Source organism: Pectobacterium betavasculorum, assembly GCF_000749845.1.
Lineage (GTDB): Bacteria > Pseudomonadota > Gammaproteobacteria > Enterobacterales > Enterobacteriaceae > Pectobacterium > Pectobacterium betavasculorum.
The window spans coordinates 179254-196785 of the sequence record NZ_JQHM01000004.1; the positions used below are offsets into that span (position 1 = coordinate 179254).

Genomic DNA, 17532 nt, shown 5'->3' on the forward strand with positions numbered 1-17532 from the left:
CATTGACAAATTTAGTCACTGGCTAGAGAATGTGGTTACTGTCCTGCTAATTTGATAAGGGAACCCATGCTTCGGCTCAAATCTGCCACTATTGCTGTTTGCCTGTTGCCTCTCGCCTTGGTGGCGTGTGGCGACGCTTCTGACGTCGACGATCCCCGCAATCTGCCTCCTCTGGTGAGAGCGGCTACTGTGGTGAGCGCCGCTGAGATTTCTCGCTCGTTTACTGGCGTCGTCGTCGCCCGAATTCAAAGTGACCTTGGTTTTCGGGTACAAGGCAAAATCCTTGAACGTCTGGTCGATACGGGCGAAAGCGTTAAACGTGGCCAGCCTTTGATGCGTTTGGACCCTATCGATCTCAGCTTGCAGGCACAAGCCCAGCAGCAGGCCGTTACCGCAGCTCGGGCTCGTGCCAGACAGGCTACCGATGATGAAGCACGCTATCGAGGTCTGGTTGCCGCAGGTGCTATATCGGCTTCAGCTTACGATCAGATAAAGGCTGCTGCCGAGACGGCAAAAGCGGACCTGAGCGCAGCGCAAGCACAGGCCGATGTGGCGCGTAATGCTACGGGGTATGCCGTTTTGACGGCCGACGCCGATGGCGTGGTGGTAGATACGCTGGCTGAACCGGGGCAGGTGGTTAGTGCAGGGCAGCCTGTCGTCCGACTGGCGCGCGCGGGGCAACGGGAGGCTGTAGTACATTTGCCTGAGACGCTACGCCCGGTGGTCGGCAGTGAGGCCATGGCAATGCTATACGGTGCCGTTAAACCGTCAATTCCAGCGAAACTGCGACTGCTGTCCGACGCGGCCGATCCTCAGACGCGCACGTTTGAAGCAAGATATGTGCTTGAAGGCGCGTTGGCGAGCGCACCGCTTGGCTCCACCGTCACACTCAATATTGCTGAAGGTAAGTTACCTGAGCAGGTTCTTCAGGTGCCCATCGCCGCTATTTATGATGCGGGAAAAGGGCCGGGGGTATGGGGTATTTTAGACAAGCCAGCCAAAGTATCGTGGCACCCTGTTCAGGTGATTGGATTGGGGGATGACACGGCGAGGGTGACTGGCGACCTACAGCCCGGTGAACAGATTGTGGCTTTAGGTGCACATCTGTTGCACGACGGTGAGGCAGTCCGAACGGTTGCACAAGGTGATGTCAGTGTCGCCGGGAGCCAACCATGAGCGACGGTCGATTCAATCTTTCAGCACTCGCCGTCCGCGAGCGCTCAATCACCTTATTTCTTATCATCCTGATTACCGTGGCCGGTATTCTTTCGTTCTTCGAACTGGGCCGAGCGGAAGATCCGCCGTTTACGGTCAAGCAGATGACGATTATTTCTGCCTGGCCGGGCGCTACCGCACAGGAAATGCAGGATCAGGTAGCTGAACCGCTTGAGAAACGTATGCAGGAACTCAAGTGGTATGACCGAAGTGAGACTTACACGCGCCCTGGGCTGGCTTTTACCATGCTGTCATTGCAGGACGGTACACCGCCTTCACAAGTGCAGGAAGAGTTTTATCAAGCGCGTAAGAAGCTTGGCGATGAGACGAAGAATCTTCCAGCAGGTGTAATCGGACCAATGGTTAACGACGAATTCTCCGATGTGACCTTTGCGCTCTTTGCGCTGAAGGCGAAAGGGGAACCACAGCGCCTGCTCGTCCGCGATGCTGAGTCGTTGCGCCAGCGCCTGCTTCATGTCCCTGGTGTGAAAAAAGTCAATATCATCGGGGAGCAGGCCGAACGCATCTTTGTCTCGTTTTCCCATGACCGGCTGGCGACGCTGGGCATTTCCTCTCAGGATATTTTCTCCGCGCTGAACAATCAGAACGTACTGACGCCTGCCGGTTCGATTAATACTAGCGGGCCGCAGGTCTTTATCCGCCTGGATGGTGCCTTTGACACGCTGGAGAAGATTCGAGAAACGCCGATAGTCGCGCAGGGGAGAACACTGAAACTCTCAGATGTGGCGACAGTTGAGCGTGGCTACGAAAACCCTGCAACCTTTTTCGTGCGTAATCAGGGCGAGCCAGCGCTGTTAATGGGCATCGTGATGCGTGAGGGCTGGAATGGCCTGGATTTGGGTAAGGCACTGGATGCTGAGACGACCAAAATCAATGAAGGTATGCCACTTGGCATGACGTTTACGAAAGTCACCGATCAGTCAGTGAATATCAGTTCGTCCGTCGACGAGTTCATGATCAAATTTTTCGTCGCGCTGCTCGTGGTGATGGTGGTTTGCTTCATCAGTATGGGTTGGCGTGTGGGCGTTGTTGTTGCGGCAGCGGTGCCGTTGACGCTGGCTATTGTCTTTGTGGTGATGGAGGCTTCCGGCAAAAACTTCGACCGTATTACGCTGGGTTCTTTGATCCTGGCGCTGGGTCTGCTGGTGGATGATGCCATTATCGCCATCGAAATGATGGTGGTGAAGATGGAGGAGGGCTACGACCGTATCAAAGCATCTGCCTATGCCTGGAGCCACACGGCGGCACCGATGCTGGCCGGCACGCTGGTGACTGCAGTGGGTTTTATGCCCAACGGTTTCGCGCAATCCACCGCTGGCGAGTATACCAGTAACATGTTCTGGATTGTGGGTATAGCTCTGATTGCATCGTGGGTTGTAGCGGTGGTGTTTACGCCTTATCTGGGCGTGAAGATGTTGCCAAACATCAAAACGGTTGAAGGTGGGCACGCCGCCATCTACAACACGCGTCATTACAACCGCTTTCGCCAATTGCTGGCGCACGTCATTGCCCGTAAATGGGTGGTGGCGGGCACAGTGATCGCCGTCTTTGCTGTCGCGATCTTAGGCATGGGACTGGTGAAAAAACAATTTTTCCCGACCTCCGATCGCCCAGAGGTTTTGGTCGAAGTGCAGATGCCTTATGGCACCTCCATTGAACAGACCGGTGCGGCGGCGGCGAAGATAGAAGATTGGCTGAGAAAGCAGGAAGAGGCAAAAATCGTTACGTCCTATATTGGGCAGGGCTCACCACGTTTTTTCCTGGCCATGGCACCAGAACTCCCCGATCCGTCGTTTGCGAAGATTATTGTGCGTACGGATAACCCGGAAGCGCGCGAGGCGCTGAAGTTCCGACTTCGTGAAGTCGTTGCTGAGGGCCTGGTACCTGAAGCGTTGGTTCGTGTGACGCAACTGGTGTTTGGCCCGTATTCTCCCTATCCGGTGGCCTACCGTGTCATGGGGCCTGATCCGGCACAACTGCGTGAGATTGCAAGCAAGGTAGAAAAGGTGATGCTGGATAGCCCGATGATGAGAACCGTTAACACTGACTGGGGCACGCAGGTGCCGACGTTGCATTTTACGCTTAATCAGGACCGCCTCCAGGCGGTAGGATTGACATCGAATGCCGTCGCTCAGCAGCTTCAGTTCCTGCTATCGGGCGTTCCGATCACGTTTGTGCGTGAAGACATCCGTTCGGTGCAAGTTATGGCGCGCGCTGCGGGGGATATTCGACTCGATCCTGAAAAAATAGCAGGCTTTACACTGGTGGGTTCTGCTGGTCAGCGAATTCCTTTGTCACAGATAGGGGATGTCGGTGTGAATATGGAAGATCCTATTCTGCGCCGCCGTGATCGTACCCCGACCATTACCGTGCGTGGTGATATCGCTGAAAATCTGCAACCGCCGGATGTCTCGACGACGATTTTGAAACAGTTACAGCCCGTCATCGATACACTACCGGCCGGATATCGTATTGAGCAGGCCGGGCCAATTGAGGAGTCAGCAAAAGCCACCGGGGCGATGGCTCCACTATTCCCTATCATGATTGCCATGACGCTGTTGATAATCATCCTGCAGGTGCGTTCGATGTCGGCGATGGTGATGGTCTTCCTCACCGCGCCACTGGGGCTGATTGGAGTGGTGCCAACGCTGCTGCTGTTCAATCAGCCGTTTGGCATCAATGCGCTTGTGGGACTGATTGCGTTGTCGGGCATCCTGATGCGTAACACCTTGATCCTGATAGGGCAGATCCATCACAACGAGCAGGAAGGGCTGGAGCCGTTCCACGCGGTGGTGGAAGCGACAGTGCAGCGAGCCCGGCCAGTGTTGCTCACGGCGATGGCCGCCATACTGGCGTTTATCCCGCTGACGCATTCTGTCTTCTGGGGAACGCTGGCTTATACCCTGATTGGCGGGACATTTGGTGGGACTATCATCACGCTGGTATTCCTGCCAGCGATGTACGCCATCTGGTTCAAAATACGTCCTGATGACCAGAAGCGTGCGGAACAACAGGCTACGGCGTGACGCTGACGCGGATGTGGCCGCCGTACTACGACTCGGCGGCCCTAAATACATCGACTGAAATGATGGGGATTTAACCATGACGGTAAAAAGTCATAGGCGAATAGTCGTAACTGGTTGCGGTATTATCAGTCCTCTGGGATGCGGTACAGAGATAGTCTGGCGCAGGCTGCTGGAAGGGCGATCGGGCATAAGAACACTTTCTGCTGATATCAGTGAAGGTACAGGTATTTCCGTAGCAGGGCAGGTTCCTGGGCTCTTGGAAGACCCTGAAGCAGGTTATGAGCCAGAGCGATTTATACCGGCTAAAGAGCGCAAGAAAATGGATCGCTTCATAGAGTTTGCCCTTATCGCCGCCCAGGAGGCTGTGACGCAGGCCGGCTGGCACCCGGCTAATGAACAGGATAGGCAGCGGACGGCGACAATTATCGCATCGGGAGTGGGAGGATTTGGTGCTATTGCTGAAGCCGTTCGCACTACCGATACGCGCGGTCCTCGGAGGTTGTCACCGTTCACCGCGCCTTCATTTCTGGCCAATATGGCAGCAGGCCAAGTCTCGATCCAGCAGGGGTTCAGAGGACCGCTTGGCGCACCCATTACAGCATGTGCGGCTGGTGTGCAGGCTATTGGTGATGCGGCTCGCCTTATCAGAAGTGGAGAAGCGGACATTGCCATTTGCGGTGGCACAGAAGCCGCCATTGATCGTGTCACGCTAGGCTGCTTTGCCGCTGCACGTGCGCTTTCTACCGGGTTTGCAGATAAGCCAGAAGAAGCGTCGCGGCCTTTTGATCGTGATCGTGACGGGTTTGTTATGGCGGAAGGTGCTGGATTATTAGTGATTGAGTCCCTTGAGCATGCACTGGCGCGCGGTGCTACGCCACTGGCGGAACTAGTGGGATATGGTACCAGTGCCGATGCATGGCACCTGACTGCCGGGCCGGAAGATGGTAGCGGTGCCCGACGGGCGATGGCGTTGGCTTTAGGCCAGGCAGGGATCAATGCCGATGAGATACAGCACATCAATGCCCATGCAACGTCGACTCAGGTAGGTGACAGAGGAGAGATGGCGGCGATTCAGTCAGTATTTGGTTGTGAATCTGGCGTGGCGGTCAGTTCGACCAAATCAGCTACTGGCCATCTTCTGGGGGCGGCAGGTGGCATTGAAGCGATATTTACTGTGCTTGCCCTGCGTGACCAAGTTATTCCGCCCACGCTAAACCTGTGTAACGTGGACGAGGCGGGACGTGGTCTGGATTTTGTCGCGTTAAAGGCACGCTACGCTCCGATAACGTATGCTTTATCCAACGGTTTCGGTTTCGGTGGCGTCAATGCAAGTGTGCTTTTTCGCCGATGGGAAGCGACGGCATGAGTGGGTTTCATCGGTTAATCCCGGGCTTTACTCGTGCAGCAGAAGATATGGTGGCGGTTAAAAATCCAGTGAATGACGTGTCTTTCTTACTCAGATCGTCGATTTCTTTTCATGAGCGTTTATCATGAATCCAGAAAACTCTCCCACAGTAATCGCGCCTGAGACCCATTTGTCAGAGGGGCAGCCGCTAACTGGGAGAATTGTCGCGTTACTGGCGGGGCTTTCGGCCATCAGTATACTGTCTACTAACATTATTCTTCCCGCATTCTCGGATATCGGGGAGCAGTTGGGAGTATCTGCCCGCGAGCTTGGACTTACCCTCTCTAGCTTTTTTATCACCTTCGCACTGGCGCAGTTGGTGGTCGGCCCGTTGGCAGATCGCTACGGACGCAAGAAACTTGTGTTGGGGGGGCTGTCAATATTTATCGTTGGCACGGTAGTTGGCGGCCTTGCCGGTTCACTTGAAACGTTGGTTGTTGGAAGAGTCATTCAGGCGTTGGGTATATGCGCTGCTGCGGTGTTAGCGCGCGCAATTGCACGTGATTTGTTTGACGGTGAAACGCTAGCGCGTGCGCTATCTCTGACGATGATCGCGACGGCGGCGGCCCCCGGATTTTCACCACTAGTGGGTAGCGTACTGACCACTACTCTGGGGTGGAGAGCGATCTTTATACTGGTGGGTCTTACTGCCTTTGTCATCGCGGTTTTCTATGCTCATGGACTGGGGGAAACGCACCCCGCGGAGCGTAGGAGCCGATATTCAATTCCGAGCGTGATAGTTGCATACGGCAAGCTGGTTGTGAATGGTGAATTTATCCTCCCGGCGCTGTCGATGAGTCTGTTGATGAGCGGACTGTTTGCTTCTTTTGGTGCGGCACCGGCGATTCTGATGACTGGGATTGGCCTATCATCGCTTCAGACCGGGCTGTACTTTGCTTCCACCGTATTTGTTGTCTTTGGGGCAGGCATGGCTGCGCCGCGACTGGCTCGCCGTTATGGCTCGCGAAGGATTGCTTCGGCGGGACTCGCTGCCGCGTTAGTCGGTGGGTGCTTGCTACTGGTTGGGCCGGAAGCGCCGAGTTTGAGCTGGTATACCTTGTCCATGGTCGTGTTCCTCTGGGGAATGGGCTTAGCCAACCCACTGGGAACGGCGATTACAATGGGTCCCTTTGGCAAGGAAGCGGGTTTGGCTTCTGCTCTGCTCGGTTTTTTGACGATGGGAATGGCTGCGATGACAACCTGGCTCGGCTCGGTACTGACGTTTCCCGCCGTCACTACACTGGGCGGCATACAGGCAGCGGCCTGCCTGATTGCACTGGTATTATTTCGCTGTCGTTCACAGGCAAATATGAATAATGTCGGTGTTTAAATATCCGGCCTAAGTATACGTTTCTCAGACTTTGTCATTAGTCTGAAATCCCGCTTAAGTTTCCTTAAGCGGGATTTTCAAATTTGGCTCCCTGCATCGGAATGGTGTTAACAAAATTTTACTAATGATTCAGATATGTTCGTTTTCTCAGGCTTATTTCATTGCGTTGTAAACTTTGAATGCGGGATTTTTTTCAAAAATTTCAGCAACAAAATCCATGAACACAATCGCCCGTTTTGGTAAAAGTCGATTAGCAACATAAACGGCTTGAATGGGAACGGGCGGTGCAGTGTAATCAGTCAGTAATAATTGTAAGTTGCCATTTTCCAGTCCCTCCTCGAACAGCCATTCTGGGCCCTGTGCGATCCCAACCCCTGCATTGACAAATTTCTGTACTGCTTCTGGTGAATTGACCCTGAGCCGACCCGAAATAGGAACATTGGTATCCTGAAATCTCCAGGTAGCTCCTGTTGTTAGCAAGGTATAGATCAAACAATTATGTTTTTTTAAATCCTCTGGGGTATTAGGGGTTCCGTGTTTAGCTAAGTACTTGCTACTGGCAACACAGACTCGCTCATACATGCCAAGTCTGCGGGCACGCATAGCACTGTCCTCCAGGTGCCCAATGCGGATTGCCAGCTCAGCTCCTTCATCAACGAGGTTGATATAGCGGTCATTAATCTGTAGTTCGAGTGTTAGTTCAGGGTAGCGTTCTAAAAAATCTGGGATGTGCGGGACTAAGAATGTGTGAGCCAATGCTGTGGGGCAAGCAACGCGTAATAGTCCTGTGGGTGTAACATTTTCTCTGAAAGAAGACTCTGACTCTTCGACGGCTTCCAGAATACGCCTTGCTTCCAAATAATAACGTTCTCCTTCAGGAGTGAGGGAAAGCTTGCGGGTTGATCGGTGAAGTAATCTGGTCTGCAAATGCTCTTCGAGGGTTGCAACATGACGACTCACGTTCGGTTGCCCTAAGCCTAAATCCCTACCGGCAGCGGAAAAGCTGCCTGTTTCAGCGGTACGGACAAAGCATGTCATCAAAAGTAATCTATCCATCCTGAAACCCATTTATGCTTTTAATGCATGAAACATATTTAAGAATACAATCTTATCACTATATGGGCATGAGCTTATAGTGGCTATCAAATCGGTCATTCGCCGATTAGTTGTTAAAACTAACAGGAGATTTTTACATGTCTAGATTACACGGTAAACGCGCACTGATTACGGGTGGAACAAGTGGTATTGGTCTTGAAACAGCGAAGCTGTTTGTTGCAGAAGGTGCACGCGTAATTGTTACTGGTGTTAACCCTGATTCTATCGCAAAGGCGAAAGTAGAACTTGGTAATGATGTGTTAGTAGTGCGCGCTGATTCCGCTGATGTGAATGCACAGAAAGCTTTGGCTCAAACGGTTAAGGAACACTTTGGTGAACTGGATATCGCTTTCCTGAATGCTGGTATATCAATGTATATGCCAATCGAGGTATGGACAGAAGAGATGTTCGACCGTATTTATGATATCAACGTTAAAGGTCCTTACTTCCTAATGCAGGCACTGCTGCCAGTGTTCGCAAGCTCTGCATCAGTGGTCTTTAATACATCTATAAATGCTCACACCGGGCCTGAGAACTCTTCCGTTTATGGTTCAACCAAAGCGGCATTGCTGAACATGTCAAAAACACTTTCTAATGAGTTACTTTCTCGTGGAATTCGTATCAACGCAGTGAGCCCAGGCCCAGTTGACACACCGCTTTACGATAAGGCGGGGATTCCAGTGGAATATCATGATCAAGTGATGAAAGATATCGTTGCTACCATCCCAGCAGGTCGTTTTGGTAAGCCTCAAGAAGTAGCGCAAGCGGTGCTTTACTTCGCATCTGATGAGTCTGCCTGGACTGTGGGTTCAGAAATCATCATCGACGGCGGCGTTTCAATCTAAGCCACCAAAATAAGATTTACAGTTCATCAAGCCCGCCATCTTTTATGGCGGCGGGCTATCATTTTATCTGGAGTTTAAGATGTCTACCCATGACTTAACACTTATTAGCCACCCACTATGTCCCTTTGTGCAGCGTTCAGCGATCGTTCTTCTCGAAAAAAATGTGCCATTTGAACGCGTAAATGTAGACCTATCGGCGAAGCCTGATTGGTTTCTTGCTCTGTCACCCACTGGCAAGGTACCGCTACTTAAAGTGCGTCAGGCAAACGGTGAAGATGCCATTATTTTCGAGAGCATGGCGATCGGCGAGTACCTTAATGAAACGCAAGACGGTGATTCGATGTATGCTGACGATGCATTAGTAAGGGCCAGACAGCGCGCATGGATCGAGTTCTCTACATCAATGCTTGGAAATGCATGGCAATTTTTAAATGCGACTGATCAGGCCATTGCAGACAGCAAACGCGCGGTGTTCCGTGAGCAACTTGAGCGTATTGAATCTGAATTGAGCTTAGGGCCTTATTTCTCTGGTGCTGAATTCAGTATGGTTGATGCGGCCTGCGCCCCTATTTTCCGTTACTTCTCCATCATCGATGCATCCGTATCTGAGGCGATTTTTGAGGGACTTCCGCGTGCTTGCGCATGGAAAGCTGCACTTGCGGAAAGGGAAAGCGTAAAAGCCGCTGTATCATCAGATTATGCAGAACTTTTCCAAAATCATCTCCGTCAGCATTCTGCAATTCTCGCTGCTTGAAGCTATTAACTGTGCAACCGCTGTATATATAAATTCGGCAAGAGCACATTATCTGGTGTGGCGCTTATATCCATTGGGATTATTTTGCTTGCTTTCAGAGGCCGCAGGCTTGTAATACCGAGTCTTTACTACTCGCTGGCAACAGGATGTTTTATTGCAGCATATACCATTATTAATGGTCTCGGCGCACGTCAATCCGGTGAGCCAGTTGCTTACACCGCGTGGATGTGTGCTTTGTGGGGGGCTGCTGGCCTATGGCATCGTTATTTACGCCATGTCAGGTGCACCAATGGGGGCCGTTTCAGCATTACGTGAAACCAGCGTGTTATTTGCGGCAGTGATAGGTTATGTGTTTCTTGGTGAATCTCGGTCCATAAGGAAAATCATGGCATGCACCATGATTGTTACCGGTACAATACTGATTGGCTGAGGGTTACCGCCCAGAATATGGCAACTCGACTGTAGCGGCTCAGTAATAAATACTAAGGAGAATAAAACGATGTCGTTGAATCTATCTGTTGCGCTTATTGGCCCAGGTGCTATCGGGACCACCATAGCAGCGGCATTGCATGAAGTGGGGCGAACCCCCGTTCTCTGCGGTCGTACTGCATATCCTCAACTAGAGCTACGGCATGATGATGGACGGATAGTAGTCCCGGGTCCTGTACTCGTCAATCCAACGGAGATAACCCGACCATTTGATCTGATTTTTGTTGCCGTAAAAGCGACGCAGACTGAGGCGATAGCGCCGTGGCTTGCGGTCTTATGTGGCAAAGATTCGGTGGTCTGCGCCCTGCAAAATGGCGTCGAACAACGAAACCAACTGGCATTGTGCGCTGGCGGTGCCACGGTGTTGCCTTCTGTGGTCTGGTTCCCGGCACAACGGGAGCCGGATGCGTCTGTGTGGTTGCGGGCCAGGCCGCGCATCACCCTGCCGGATTCTCCTGAGGCGAATCTAGTGCTAAACGCGTTAAGCGGCACCCGGTGCACCGTCGAGCTGGCGGTTGATTTCACCTCTGTCGCCTGGCGCAAGCTACTCCAGAACGCGGTGGCAGGACTGATGGTGCTGGCGAATCGCCGTGCCGGCATGTATATGCGTCCGGATATCACCAGGCTTGCGCTGGCTTATTTGCATGAATGCCTTGCCGTCGCGCGTGCCGAAGGTGCAACGTTGGGCGCTGATGTTCCGCAGGAGATCGTGGATGGATTCCATCGCGCTCCGGCTGATTTAGGTACCTCAATCCTTGCTGATAGGCAGGCGAACCGCCCCCTTGAATGGGATGTTCGTAACGGGGTGGTGCAGCGATACGGGCGGAAGCATGGCATCCCAACGCCGATCAGCGATGTCATCGTTCCGCTGCTTGCCGCAGGCAGCGACGGGCCGGGCTGATCGATCTGACAGATTATAAACTGGCACCCCTTGCTCTGTCACAAGCCTCAATAAGAACGCAGGATAATGATACGGCTTTTATCCAGAATTATGCAGTTTAATGTTATTTCCGTGCCTGGGATATACGGCGGTACATAGGCTACCCGGCACGTATCCAGATAATTCGACCATCACTGCATCATTGCACGGCGGGCATCGAGATATTCTGCTTTATGAAAGGCTGTCTCCAGCCTGCGTTTCGTTGCAATATTCGCAAATGGTCCGCTCTCGAACAGGACCATATCAGAATTATCTGCGAATTCTACCTTGAGCAATGGTAACTTGCCCGTCGGCGAAAGCGTCAGAAACCAGTCTGGCTTCGCCTCGAGGTTGACGTCAATCCTTTCGAAGGATACGTTTTTTCCAGCAGTACAATTGCCGCTCGCTGAACGAACGGGCACAAAGGGTAGCTGATGAGCGTCAGTTGAGCGTTTAGCATTTGAGTCCTTAAATAAGGTAGCGAAGTGATGGCGTTGCTTGATACGCCTGACGATATCCCGGTTCTTGGCCCCATGCTCGAACGGGAATTGCTTTATCTTCTCCCGCAGGGCTGCGGGATCCCCACAAATCCACCACTAATAAACCAGCACCATACTTCGGTAGGTGCTGGCGAGTTGGTTTAAAATATTTACCAACACTACCCGCTTTAATATTCGCGGAGAATGTCGCAATACATTTCCCGCTAATGTCAGAAACGATATGACCCTTCAGCTTTTAGCGCTGTTTGCCTGATAGTGGAGATAAAGCCCTCTGTAGAGCTTCATGATTTTCTTAGGGGGGAATTTATCCGTATTGGTAAATATCAACCATGGTTCTCTGGCTGATGCCCGTTGCTCCTTTTCCACTACCGGATGAATGTCGTAAAAAAGCTTGTCGAATGTCTCAGGGGGCGAAGCGGACATTGATTAATCACCTGCTCGACGACCGCAAGATTCAGTGGTGGCTATTTTCTTCTGAAGGGATGCCGATAGCCTGACGTATCTGTTGCATGTCGCGTCAAGGAACCGCTGTGGGGTAAATCCAATCTGCCAAAGACACACCTGCTTAACCGAGCGGGTGTGTCTCCCATGCCAATACATATCAGCATGTCGGATTACTTGCCATGACGATCCACGCCGCGCCGTCGATCATTACTGAACGTTCACCGGATAGGCTCGCGAAGGTTGTACGAACTGTGGCCCAGCTATGGACACGGATGTCGTCGGGCTGATCAGCGAGCACAAGCGACAGTGGGCCGCCCTCGAAGGCCATCTTCACCGCGTCGTCGATAGCCGCATCCCGCGTCTCACCTACGCCAAACGGGATGGAAGCATCGAAGGGCGCAATTGCGATATCTGTGAAGCCGGCCGCTGTCAGGATACGTGCCACGCGTTCCTGGTCGCCGAACGAGAATGGGCCGGGCGCTTCGGGGTCGGGGAGGGCAATCGGCGGGACGATGCTCCTGAGCGCATCCATGGGCAGGCGTACCCAGTCGTTTTCGCTCGCCCCCCTCCAGCAGACGAAAGCGACCCGACCGCCGGGCCGGAGCGCACGTCGCAAGTGGAGGAACGCCCCTGTAGGATCATCGAAGTACATTACCCCGAAACGCGAAAACAGGATGTCGAACGCCCCCTCGGGCAGCTCGGCCCTGCTGGCATCGGCCACCTGGAACAGGGTCGATGTTTCCTGTGGTGAAAGCGCGCGAGCCCGGCTAATCAGCGGTTCGGATATGTCAACACCCAGCACCTGACCCGACGCACCGACGCGGGCGGCCAGAGCCATACTCGATGCGCCGGCACCGCAGCCAACGTCCAGCACGCGCTCGCCGGCCTCGGGCGCGACGGCTTCGATCGCGGCCTGGCCGAACACCGCCAGCATGGCGTCGAGCCGGGCCTGGTTAGTGACCCAGCTTTCCCCACTTTGGCCATTCCAGTCGGTGGCCTGATATGCACTTTGCTCTTTCATGCTTTCCCCTTATTCTTATACGCTTTCAATGACCTACCCTTTTATTGGGGCTGGGGGAAATGGCGTTGATCGCACCATACTGAATCCTTTCTGCTATCGCCATGGGGGCCTCTATGTGAAGGAAGTGGCCTACATTGGGAACAACCTCCATCACGCGTCGTGAGGCGAACCGATGTCGGTCATCGACCTGAGCAGTGAGGATGCAGCCATCGTTGGCACCGTAAAGCTGCAACAGGGGCACCCCAGTCGTGACCAATCAATTCCACGTGGCGCCCGAGAGACCAGAGATCAATCAGCGCCAGTACGTCGCTGGTGAGTGCAGCGAAGTCGAAAGGCTCTGCCGTTGGGGACGGCGCGTCCTGAGGCTGCCGCCATCGTCAGTGAGGACGGAGAAATCGTCGATGGTGCCGGAGACGCTCTCGGCCTGGGCACTGACCAGCCTGATCGAGGGATAGCGCACAGGCTGCTGCCGAGCCTCGGCGGATATCCAGCGGTGGCTTGTGATCGTGACCGAGCAGGCCATGCGAGTGGCCGGCAACGCTGCCGCCGATGATGATAACGTCATTCATGGTGTTGTACTCCAGGTTGTGGATGTAGGAGATTGGGCTTTGGGATCGGCGAGAAAGTTGCCTATCACCGTCTTGACCGGCCGGATGATGCCATATTCGATATCGGCGGACGGTTCAGGGAAGCTTGATTTGGAGGCCAGAATAAGATTCAGTTTTAAGCATACACACTTATGAAACTGAGTAGTATCCTAATAAATAATTAATGATACTGCCAAGGACTCTAATTGGCGCGAGCAAAAACAATCAGGCCCGGTGCGGCCGCTCCGCCAACAAGGCGCCTGACCAAACGACAGCCGATACCGCGCACGAACTCTCTGTGGCATTGGTTTTTCAGGCGACGACCCTAGACCAAGTTGCTCAGTGAGCGAAGATATCCAGACTCAGCATCTATCCCAGGAGGCGATGTTCAGCGCGGCTATCGTGGCCCACTGCCAAGTTCGCACCGCAGACTTTTTGAAGGTTCCGCCGGTTCGACTCATGACGATGGGATCATCCCTGCTTCGCACGCTTTTGAGACCGGACAGCCTCGCTGAAGCAGTCTTCGTCGACTCGTCATGAGTTCAACCTCCAGGCCTCCTTTGCAACGCCACGCTCCTGCACGTCCGGACCAAGTCGGGACGGCGAGTTCAGAAGGAGCTGTTAGAAATAGGCACCCGTTGACTTACAAATTGCGAAACTAACTGGTATCATAATTGATTGATTTTGATACTGCCAAGGACTGTAATTGTTGTGACTGAAAAAACCAGCCAGGGCCGACGTGGCCGACCTGCCAACAAGGCGCTTGGCAAAACGATAGTCGATGTTGCTGGCGAACTCTTTATGGAATTGGGTTTTCAGGCGACGACCTTAGACAAGGTCGCCAAGCGAGCGAGGATATCCAAGCTCAGCATCTATCGGCATTTCGAGAACAAGGAGACGCTGTTCAGCGCGGCCATCGCGGCCCACTGCCATCAGTTTGCGCCACAGGCCCTTATTGAAGGCATCGGCGGTTCGGCGGCAGATCAGCTCATGGCGGTGGGAACATCCCTGCTTCGCACGTTGTTGAGCCCGGACGTCCGCCGTGTCGAAACCACGATCATGGCCGACAAGACGAATCAAAAGTCGTTAAGCAAGCTCCATTACGAAGCTGGCCCCGCCTATGTCATCGCCCAGATCGAGGCTCTGTTGCGTCAGTTGCACGCGAAGGCGGCTCTGAACGTGCCCGATCCTCTCCGGTCTGCCCGCTTATTTGCCGCACTTTTCAAAGGCTCCGATCTCCTGATGATCGCTCGTTTCGATGAGGCGAAAGCAGAGGATCATAACGAAATCGAATCCTATTGCCGGTCGGCCGTCGCCATGTTCATAGCCGCGCACGGCAGCAACGATCGCAGAGGTAGTTAATACCCTGTTTAGTAATTAATTTTCTTCTAATCCGTTGTCCTGATGCTTTGCCGTATTGGGTCGTCACGCGCGTCGAAGCTGGCATCGATCGCGATACCTCATTTTTCTCTCAACAATAAGAAGACGCACGTATTTTTCGAGGTCCAGGTTGCCATCAGGATGAAGGCGACGCTTCTCTCGTGTTTTGTTCAACTTATAAATTACTTAAGTGATGTCCGCTTCTCCCTGTGAGTTCAACTGATGGACGCAACACACTTATTGAACCGTTCTGCGGGTGATTCATAGTCTAGCGTTTTTCTCGGTCTTTCGTTGAGCTGTCTGGCAACGCTGTTTAGTCTCTGCTGACTGTGAACCGATAAGTCAGTTCCCTTTGGAAAATATTGTCTGAGCAACCTGTTCGTATTTTCATTTGAGCCACGTTGCCAGGGAGATTGAGGATCACAGAAGTAAATCTGGATGTCTGTTGCTACAGTAAACCGGGTGTGGCTGGTCATTTCAGCTCCCCGATCCCAGGTTAATGTTTTATAAAGCTCAACAGGCAATTCCCGGGCTTGTCTGATGAGTGCAGATATAACCGTTATGGTCTTGTTGTCCCTGATTTTGGCCAACATAACAAAGCGGGAATGGCGTTCTACGAGGGTGACGATATAGGAGTTTTTCGAGCCTTGGATCAGATCACCTTCCCAGTGACCAGGTATGGCTCTGTCTGCGGCTTCCGGTGGCCTTTCGCTGATAGGTATCGCATTCGGGATTTTCCCTAATCCTTTCCCTTTAAGTGATGACGTTCGGGATCTACGAACCGCTCTTCCGCTTCTGAGGCATTGCTGCAGCTCTTTTTTTAATGCCCCCCGGGTTTGTATAAAAAGCGTTTTATAAATCGTTTCGTGTGACACATGCATTTCCTGATTATCCGGATAACAGCGTTTCAGCCAACCGGCGATCTGTTCCGGCGACCAGTTCTGATGCATCTTCTCTGCAATGATTTTACACAATGTGGGGCTTTCAATTAGCTTGCAAGGTTTTGGTCTCAGAGCATTTTCCCACGCAGCAGTATCGGCTTTTGCTGCACGGTATTGCCTGGCACCTCCGTGCCTCCTGACCTCGCGGCTAATCGTTGAGGGGGCTCTTGATAATTTGGCAGCGATGTCCCTGATACTGAGTTTTGCTACCAGTCCTCTGGATATCTCCTCTCTTTCATCAAGCGTAAGCGCTAATCGATGCCGCTTTCGCACGGGAGGACGGTAGCCACCTGTCTGGTGGATTGTGGGCATGATAGAAGAATGAAATCTGTCGAACATTCTGGCGATATCATGCAGGGAATCACCTTGCTTATATCTGTCCCAGATAATCGCCTTCTGCTCTGGCGTGTAGTTAATCCGAGTTCTTCGTTTCATGGCAACGTCCCCCCTTGATTAAGGATAGCGTTGCATCGACCCATTGAACTCACACGGCAATTTCAATCCTTACGGGCGTCATGTCTGTTAAGACGCGCGCGGCACACATCCAGGATTTCATCAACCAGAACGGAATTATCCGGGCAGGCACGGGACAGCACCAGAGCGCCGACAAGATGCGCGATGGTATCTATCAGGTCAGCGCGCGTACCATTTTCATTTCCTAAAACTGCCAGTTGGTGTTCAATTCCGGCCGCAAACGTCTCCTTGATTGACTCAGATTGACGCGCTGCATCAGTACCCAGAACCGACATCACACAACCTTTTCTCCTGTCATCACGATGTCGCCGGGAGAGGTAATATTCAACAAATTTTTCCCGAACTACATCCTCCGTACTTTTTGCGGATCGCGTAAAACCACAGCTCATTGCCTCCGACAATAAATCAGCTTTGGAACCAAAGTGCTTGTAGAACCCAACCCTGCCGCTGACATCAGTTCCGCTACTCCTACGCCATCGTAACCGCGCTCACGAAAAAGCTCTGAAGCTGTTTCAACAATTCGCATCCTGTTTTCGCGAACCTGTTCTTTGACGCTCCGCCACGATAATGTCGGGTACGGGCCACCACTTCCAGCAAACCTTTTTTCTCAATCCCTTTCAGCAGGTCGATGAAGTGGCGAGTTTTCAGTTCTGTGACCGGCAGGTGTCCAATGGTCGGGAAGATGTGGTTATTCACGCTGGCAAGCAGACGGGCGGAGTGGTTCTCTGACCATGAGCGGTTGCTTTTATGCCAGCTCAATGCCACGGTCTTGAAGGTTTTTTCTGGTGAGGAAGTGGTTCTTTCAGCAGAGCGCTGCTGTGCGGGGTTGGTATTCTGCGCCAGCAATTTGCGGATACCGTCACGCTGCTGACGAGCATCAGCCAGAGAGACATCAGGATAGGCACCTAAGCCGAGGCGTGATTCTTTTCTATTGATGCGATATTTGAGATACCAGAGATGTGAACCGGCTGGATTAACTAAAAGGTACAGATCGTGAGAATCGGAAACTTTGAAGCGTTTGCTGATGGTTTTAAGTTGCGGATTTTTGAGTCGTTAAGAGACATTTGGGGGTCACTCCGTCATCGA

Annotated in this window: 15 protein-coding genes and 3 pseudogenes; 11 read left to right on the forward strand and 7 right to left on the reverse strand. The window is 52.7% G+C overall.

Translation table 11 applies throughout. The annotated features are described in order from the left end of the window. Positions 1–66 precede the first annotated feature (66 nt). The 4 genes from KP22_RS12915 to KP22_RS12930 all read left to right on the forward strand — a co-directional run bounded on the left by KP22_RS12915 (position 67) and on the right by KP22_RS12930 (position 6997). Positions 67–1176 carry an efflux RND transporter periplasmic adaptor subunit gene (locus KP22_RS12915; RefSeq protein ID WP_039298572.1) on the forward strand — a complete coding sequence of 370 codons (1110 nt, stop codon included), beginning with the start codon at positions 67–69 and terminating at the stop codon, positions 1174–1176. Beyond that, positions 1173–4262: an efflux RND transporter permease subunit gene (locus KP22_RS12920; RefSeq protein ID WP_039298575.1), complete on the forward strand. Its 3090-nt coding sequence runs from the start codon at positions 1173–1175 to the stop codon at positions 4260–4262. The genes KP22_RS12915 and KP22_RS12920 overlap by 4 nt, the downstream gene beginning before the upstream one ends. A 76-nt stretch (positions 4263–4338) precedes the next feature. Then, the gene (fabF, locus tag KP22_RS12925; protein WP_039324622.1) at positions 4339–5628 is read left to right on the forward strand and encodes a beta-ketoacyl-ACP synthase II; all 1290 of its coding nucleotides are present in this window, start codon (positions 4339–4341) and stop codon (positions 5626–5628) included. A 124-nt stretch (positions 5629–5752) separates the two neighbouring features. Further along, positions 5753–6997 carry a multidrug effflux MFS transporter gene (locus KP22_RS12930; RefSeq protein WP_039324623.1) on the forward strand — a complete coding sequence of 415 codons (1245 nt, stop codon included), beginning with the start codon at positions 5753–5755 and terminating at the stop codon, positions 6995–6997. Positions 6998–7150: 153 nt separating this feature from the next. Here the strand turns inward: KP22_RS12930 and KP22_RS12935 are convergent, their stop codons facing one another. Further along, the gene (locus KP22_RS12935; protein WP_039298582.1) at positions 7151–8053 is read right to left on the reverse strand and encodes a LysR family transcriptional regulator; all 903 of its coding nucleotides are present in this window, start codon (positions 8051–8053) and stop codon (positions 7151–7153) included. 137 nt (positions 8054–8190) lie between these two features. Between KP22_RS12935 and KP22_RS12940 the strand changes: the two genes are divergently transcribed. The 5 genes from KP22_RS12940 (at position 8191) to KP22_RS22950 (ending at position 11743) form a co-directional block, all read left to right on the forward strand. After that, positions 8191–8937: an SDR family oxidoreductase gene (locus tag KP22_RS12940; protein ID WP_039324624.1), complete on the forward strand. Its 747-nt coding sequence runs from the start codon at positions 8191–8193 to the stop codon at positions 8935–8937. 79 nt (positions 8938–9016) lie between these two features. Next, positions 9017–9691, forward strand: coding sequence for a glutathione S-transferase family protein (locus tag KP22_RS12945; RefSeq protein ID WP_039298588.1), 675 nt, complete (start codon positions 9017–9019; stop codon positions 9689–9691). A gap of 154 nt (positions 9692–9845) precedes the next feature. Beyond that, positions 9846–10121 carry an EamA family transporter gene (locus KP22_RS22185; protein WP_231566819.1) on the forward strand — a complete coding sequence of 92 codons (276 nt, stop codon included), beginning with the start codon at positions 9846–9848 and terminating at the stop codon, positions 10119–10121. A gap of 69 nt (positions 10122–10190) precedes the next feature. Then, on the forward strand, positions 10191–11081 hold the full coding sequence (locus KP22_RS12955; RefSeq protein WP_039298591.1) for an oxidoreductase: 891 nt from the start codon (positions 10191–10193) through the stop codon (positions 11079–11081). A gap of 506 nt (positions 11082–11587) precedes the next feature. Further along, on the forward strand, positions 11588–11743 hold the full coding sequence (locus KP22_RS22950) for an AraC family transcriptional regulator N-terminal domain-containing protein (protein WP_342342027.1): 156 nt from the start codon (positions 11588–11590) through the stop codon (positions 11741–11743). Here the strand turns inward: KP22_RS22950 and KP22_RS22780 are convergent. After that, positions 11696–11971: pseudogene (locus KP22_RS22780) on the reverse strand (hypothetical protein); the annotation flags it as partial. The gene KP22_RS22950 and the pseudogene KP22_RS22780 overlap by 48 nt on opposite strands. Here KP22_RS22780 and KP22_RS22430 point away from each other — a divergent pair. Next, positions 11929–12096, forward strand: a complete 168-nt coding sequence (locus KP22_RS22430; protein WP_156103702.1) for a hypothetical protein — start codon at positions 11929–11931, stop codon at positions 12094–12096. The pseudogene KP22_RS22780 and the gene KP22_RS22430 sit on opposite strands and share 43 nt — an antisense overlap. Before the next feature lie 104 nt (positions 12097–12200). On the opposite strand, the gene KP22_RS12970 is transcribed toward KP22_RS22430, so the two are convergent. Further along, entirely contained in the window at positions 12201–13064 is an 864-nt protein-coding gene (locus KP22_RS12970) for a class I SAM-dependent methyltransferase (RefSeq protein ID WP_039298598.1), read from the reverse strand. Positions 13065–13441: 377 nt separating this feature from the next. Then, a complete protein-coding gene (locus KP22_RS21770) occupies positions 13442–13633 on the reverse strand; it encodes a hypothetical protein (protein WP_244880029.1) in 192 nt (63 codons plus the stop codon). Between the two features lie 729 nt (positions 13634–14362). Here KP22_RS21770 and KP22_RS12980 point away from each other — a divergent pair. Beyond that, on the forward strand, positions 14363–15013 hold the full coding sequence (locus KP22_RS12980) for a TetR/AcrR family transcriptional regulator (RefSeq protein WP_039324626.1): 651 nt from the start codon (positions 14363–14365) through the stop codon (positions 15011–15013). 233 nt (positions 15014–15246) lie between these two features. On the opposite strand, the gene KP22_RS12985 is transcribed toward KP22_RS12980, so the two are convergent. From KP22_RS12985 to KP22_RS12995, 3 genes and pseudogenes are all read right to left on the reverse strand, one after another. Beyond that, positions 15247–16407, reverse strand: a complete 1161-nt coding sequence (locus KP22_RS12985; protein ID WP_039324627.1) for an IS30 family transposase — start codon at positions 16405–16407, stop codon at positions 15247–15249. 62 nt (positions 16408–16469) lie between these two features. After that, a pseudogene (locus tag KP22_RS12990) lies at positions 16470–16972 on the reverse strand (TetR/AcrR family transcriptional regulator). A 38-nt stretch (positions 16973–17010) separates the two neighbouring features. Next, positions 17011–17510 (reverse strand): annotated as a pseudogene (locus KP22_RS12995) (tyrosine-type recombinase/integrase); the annotation flags it as partial. Positions 17511–17532 lie beyond the last annotated feature (22 nt).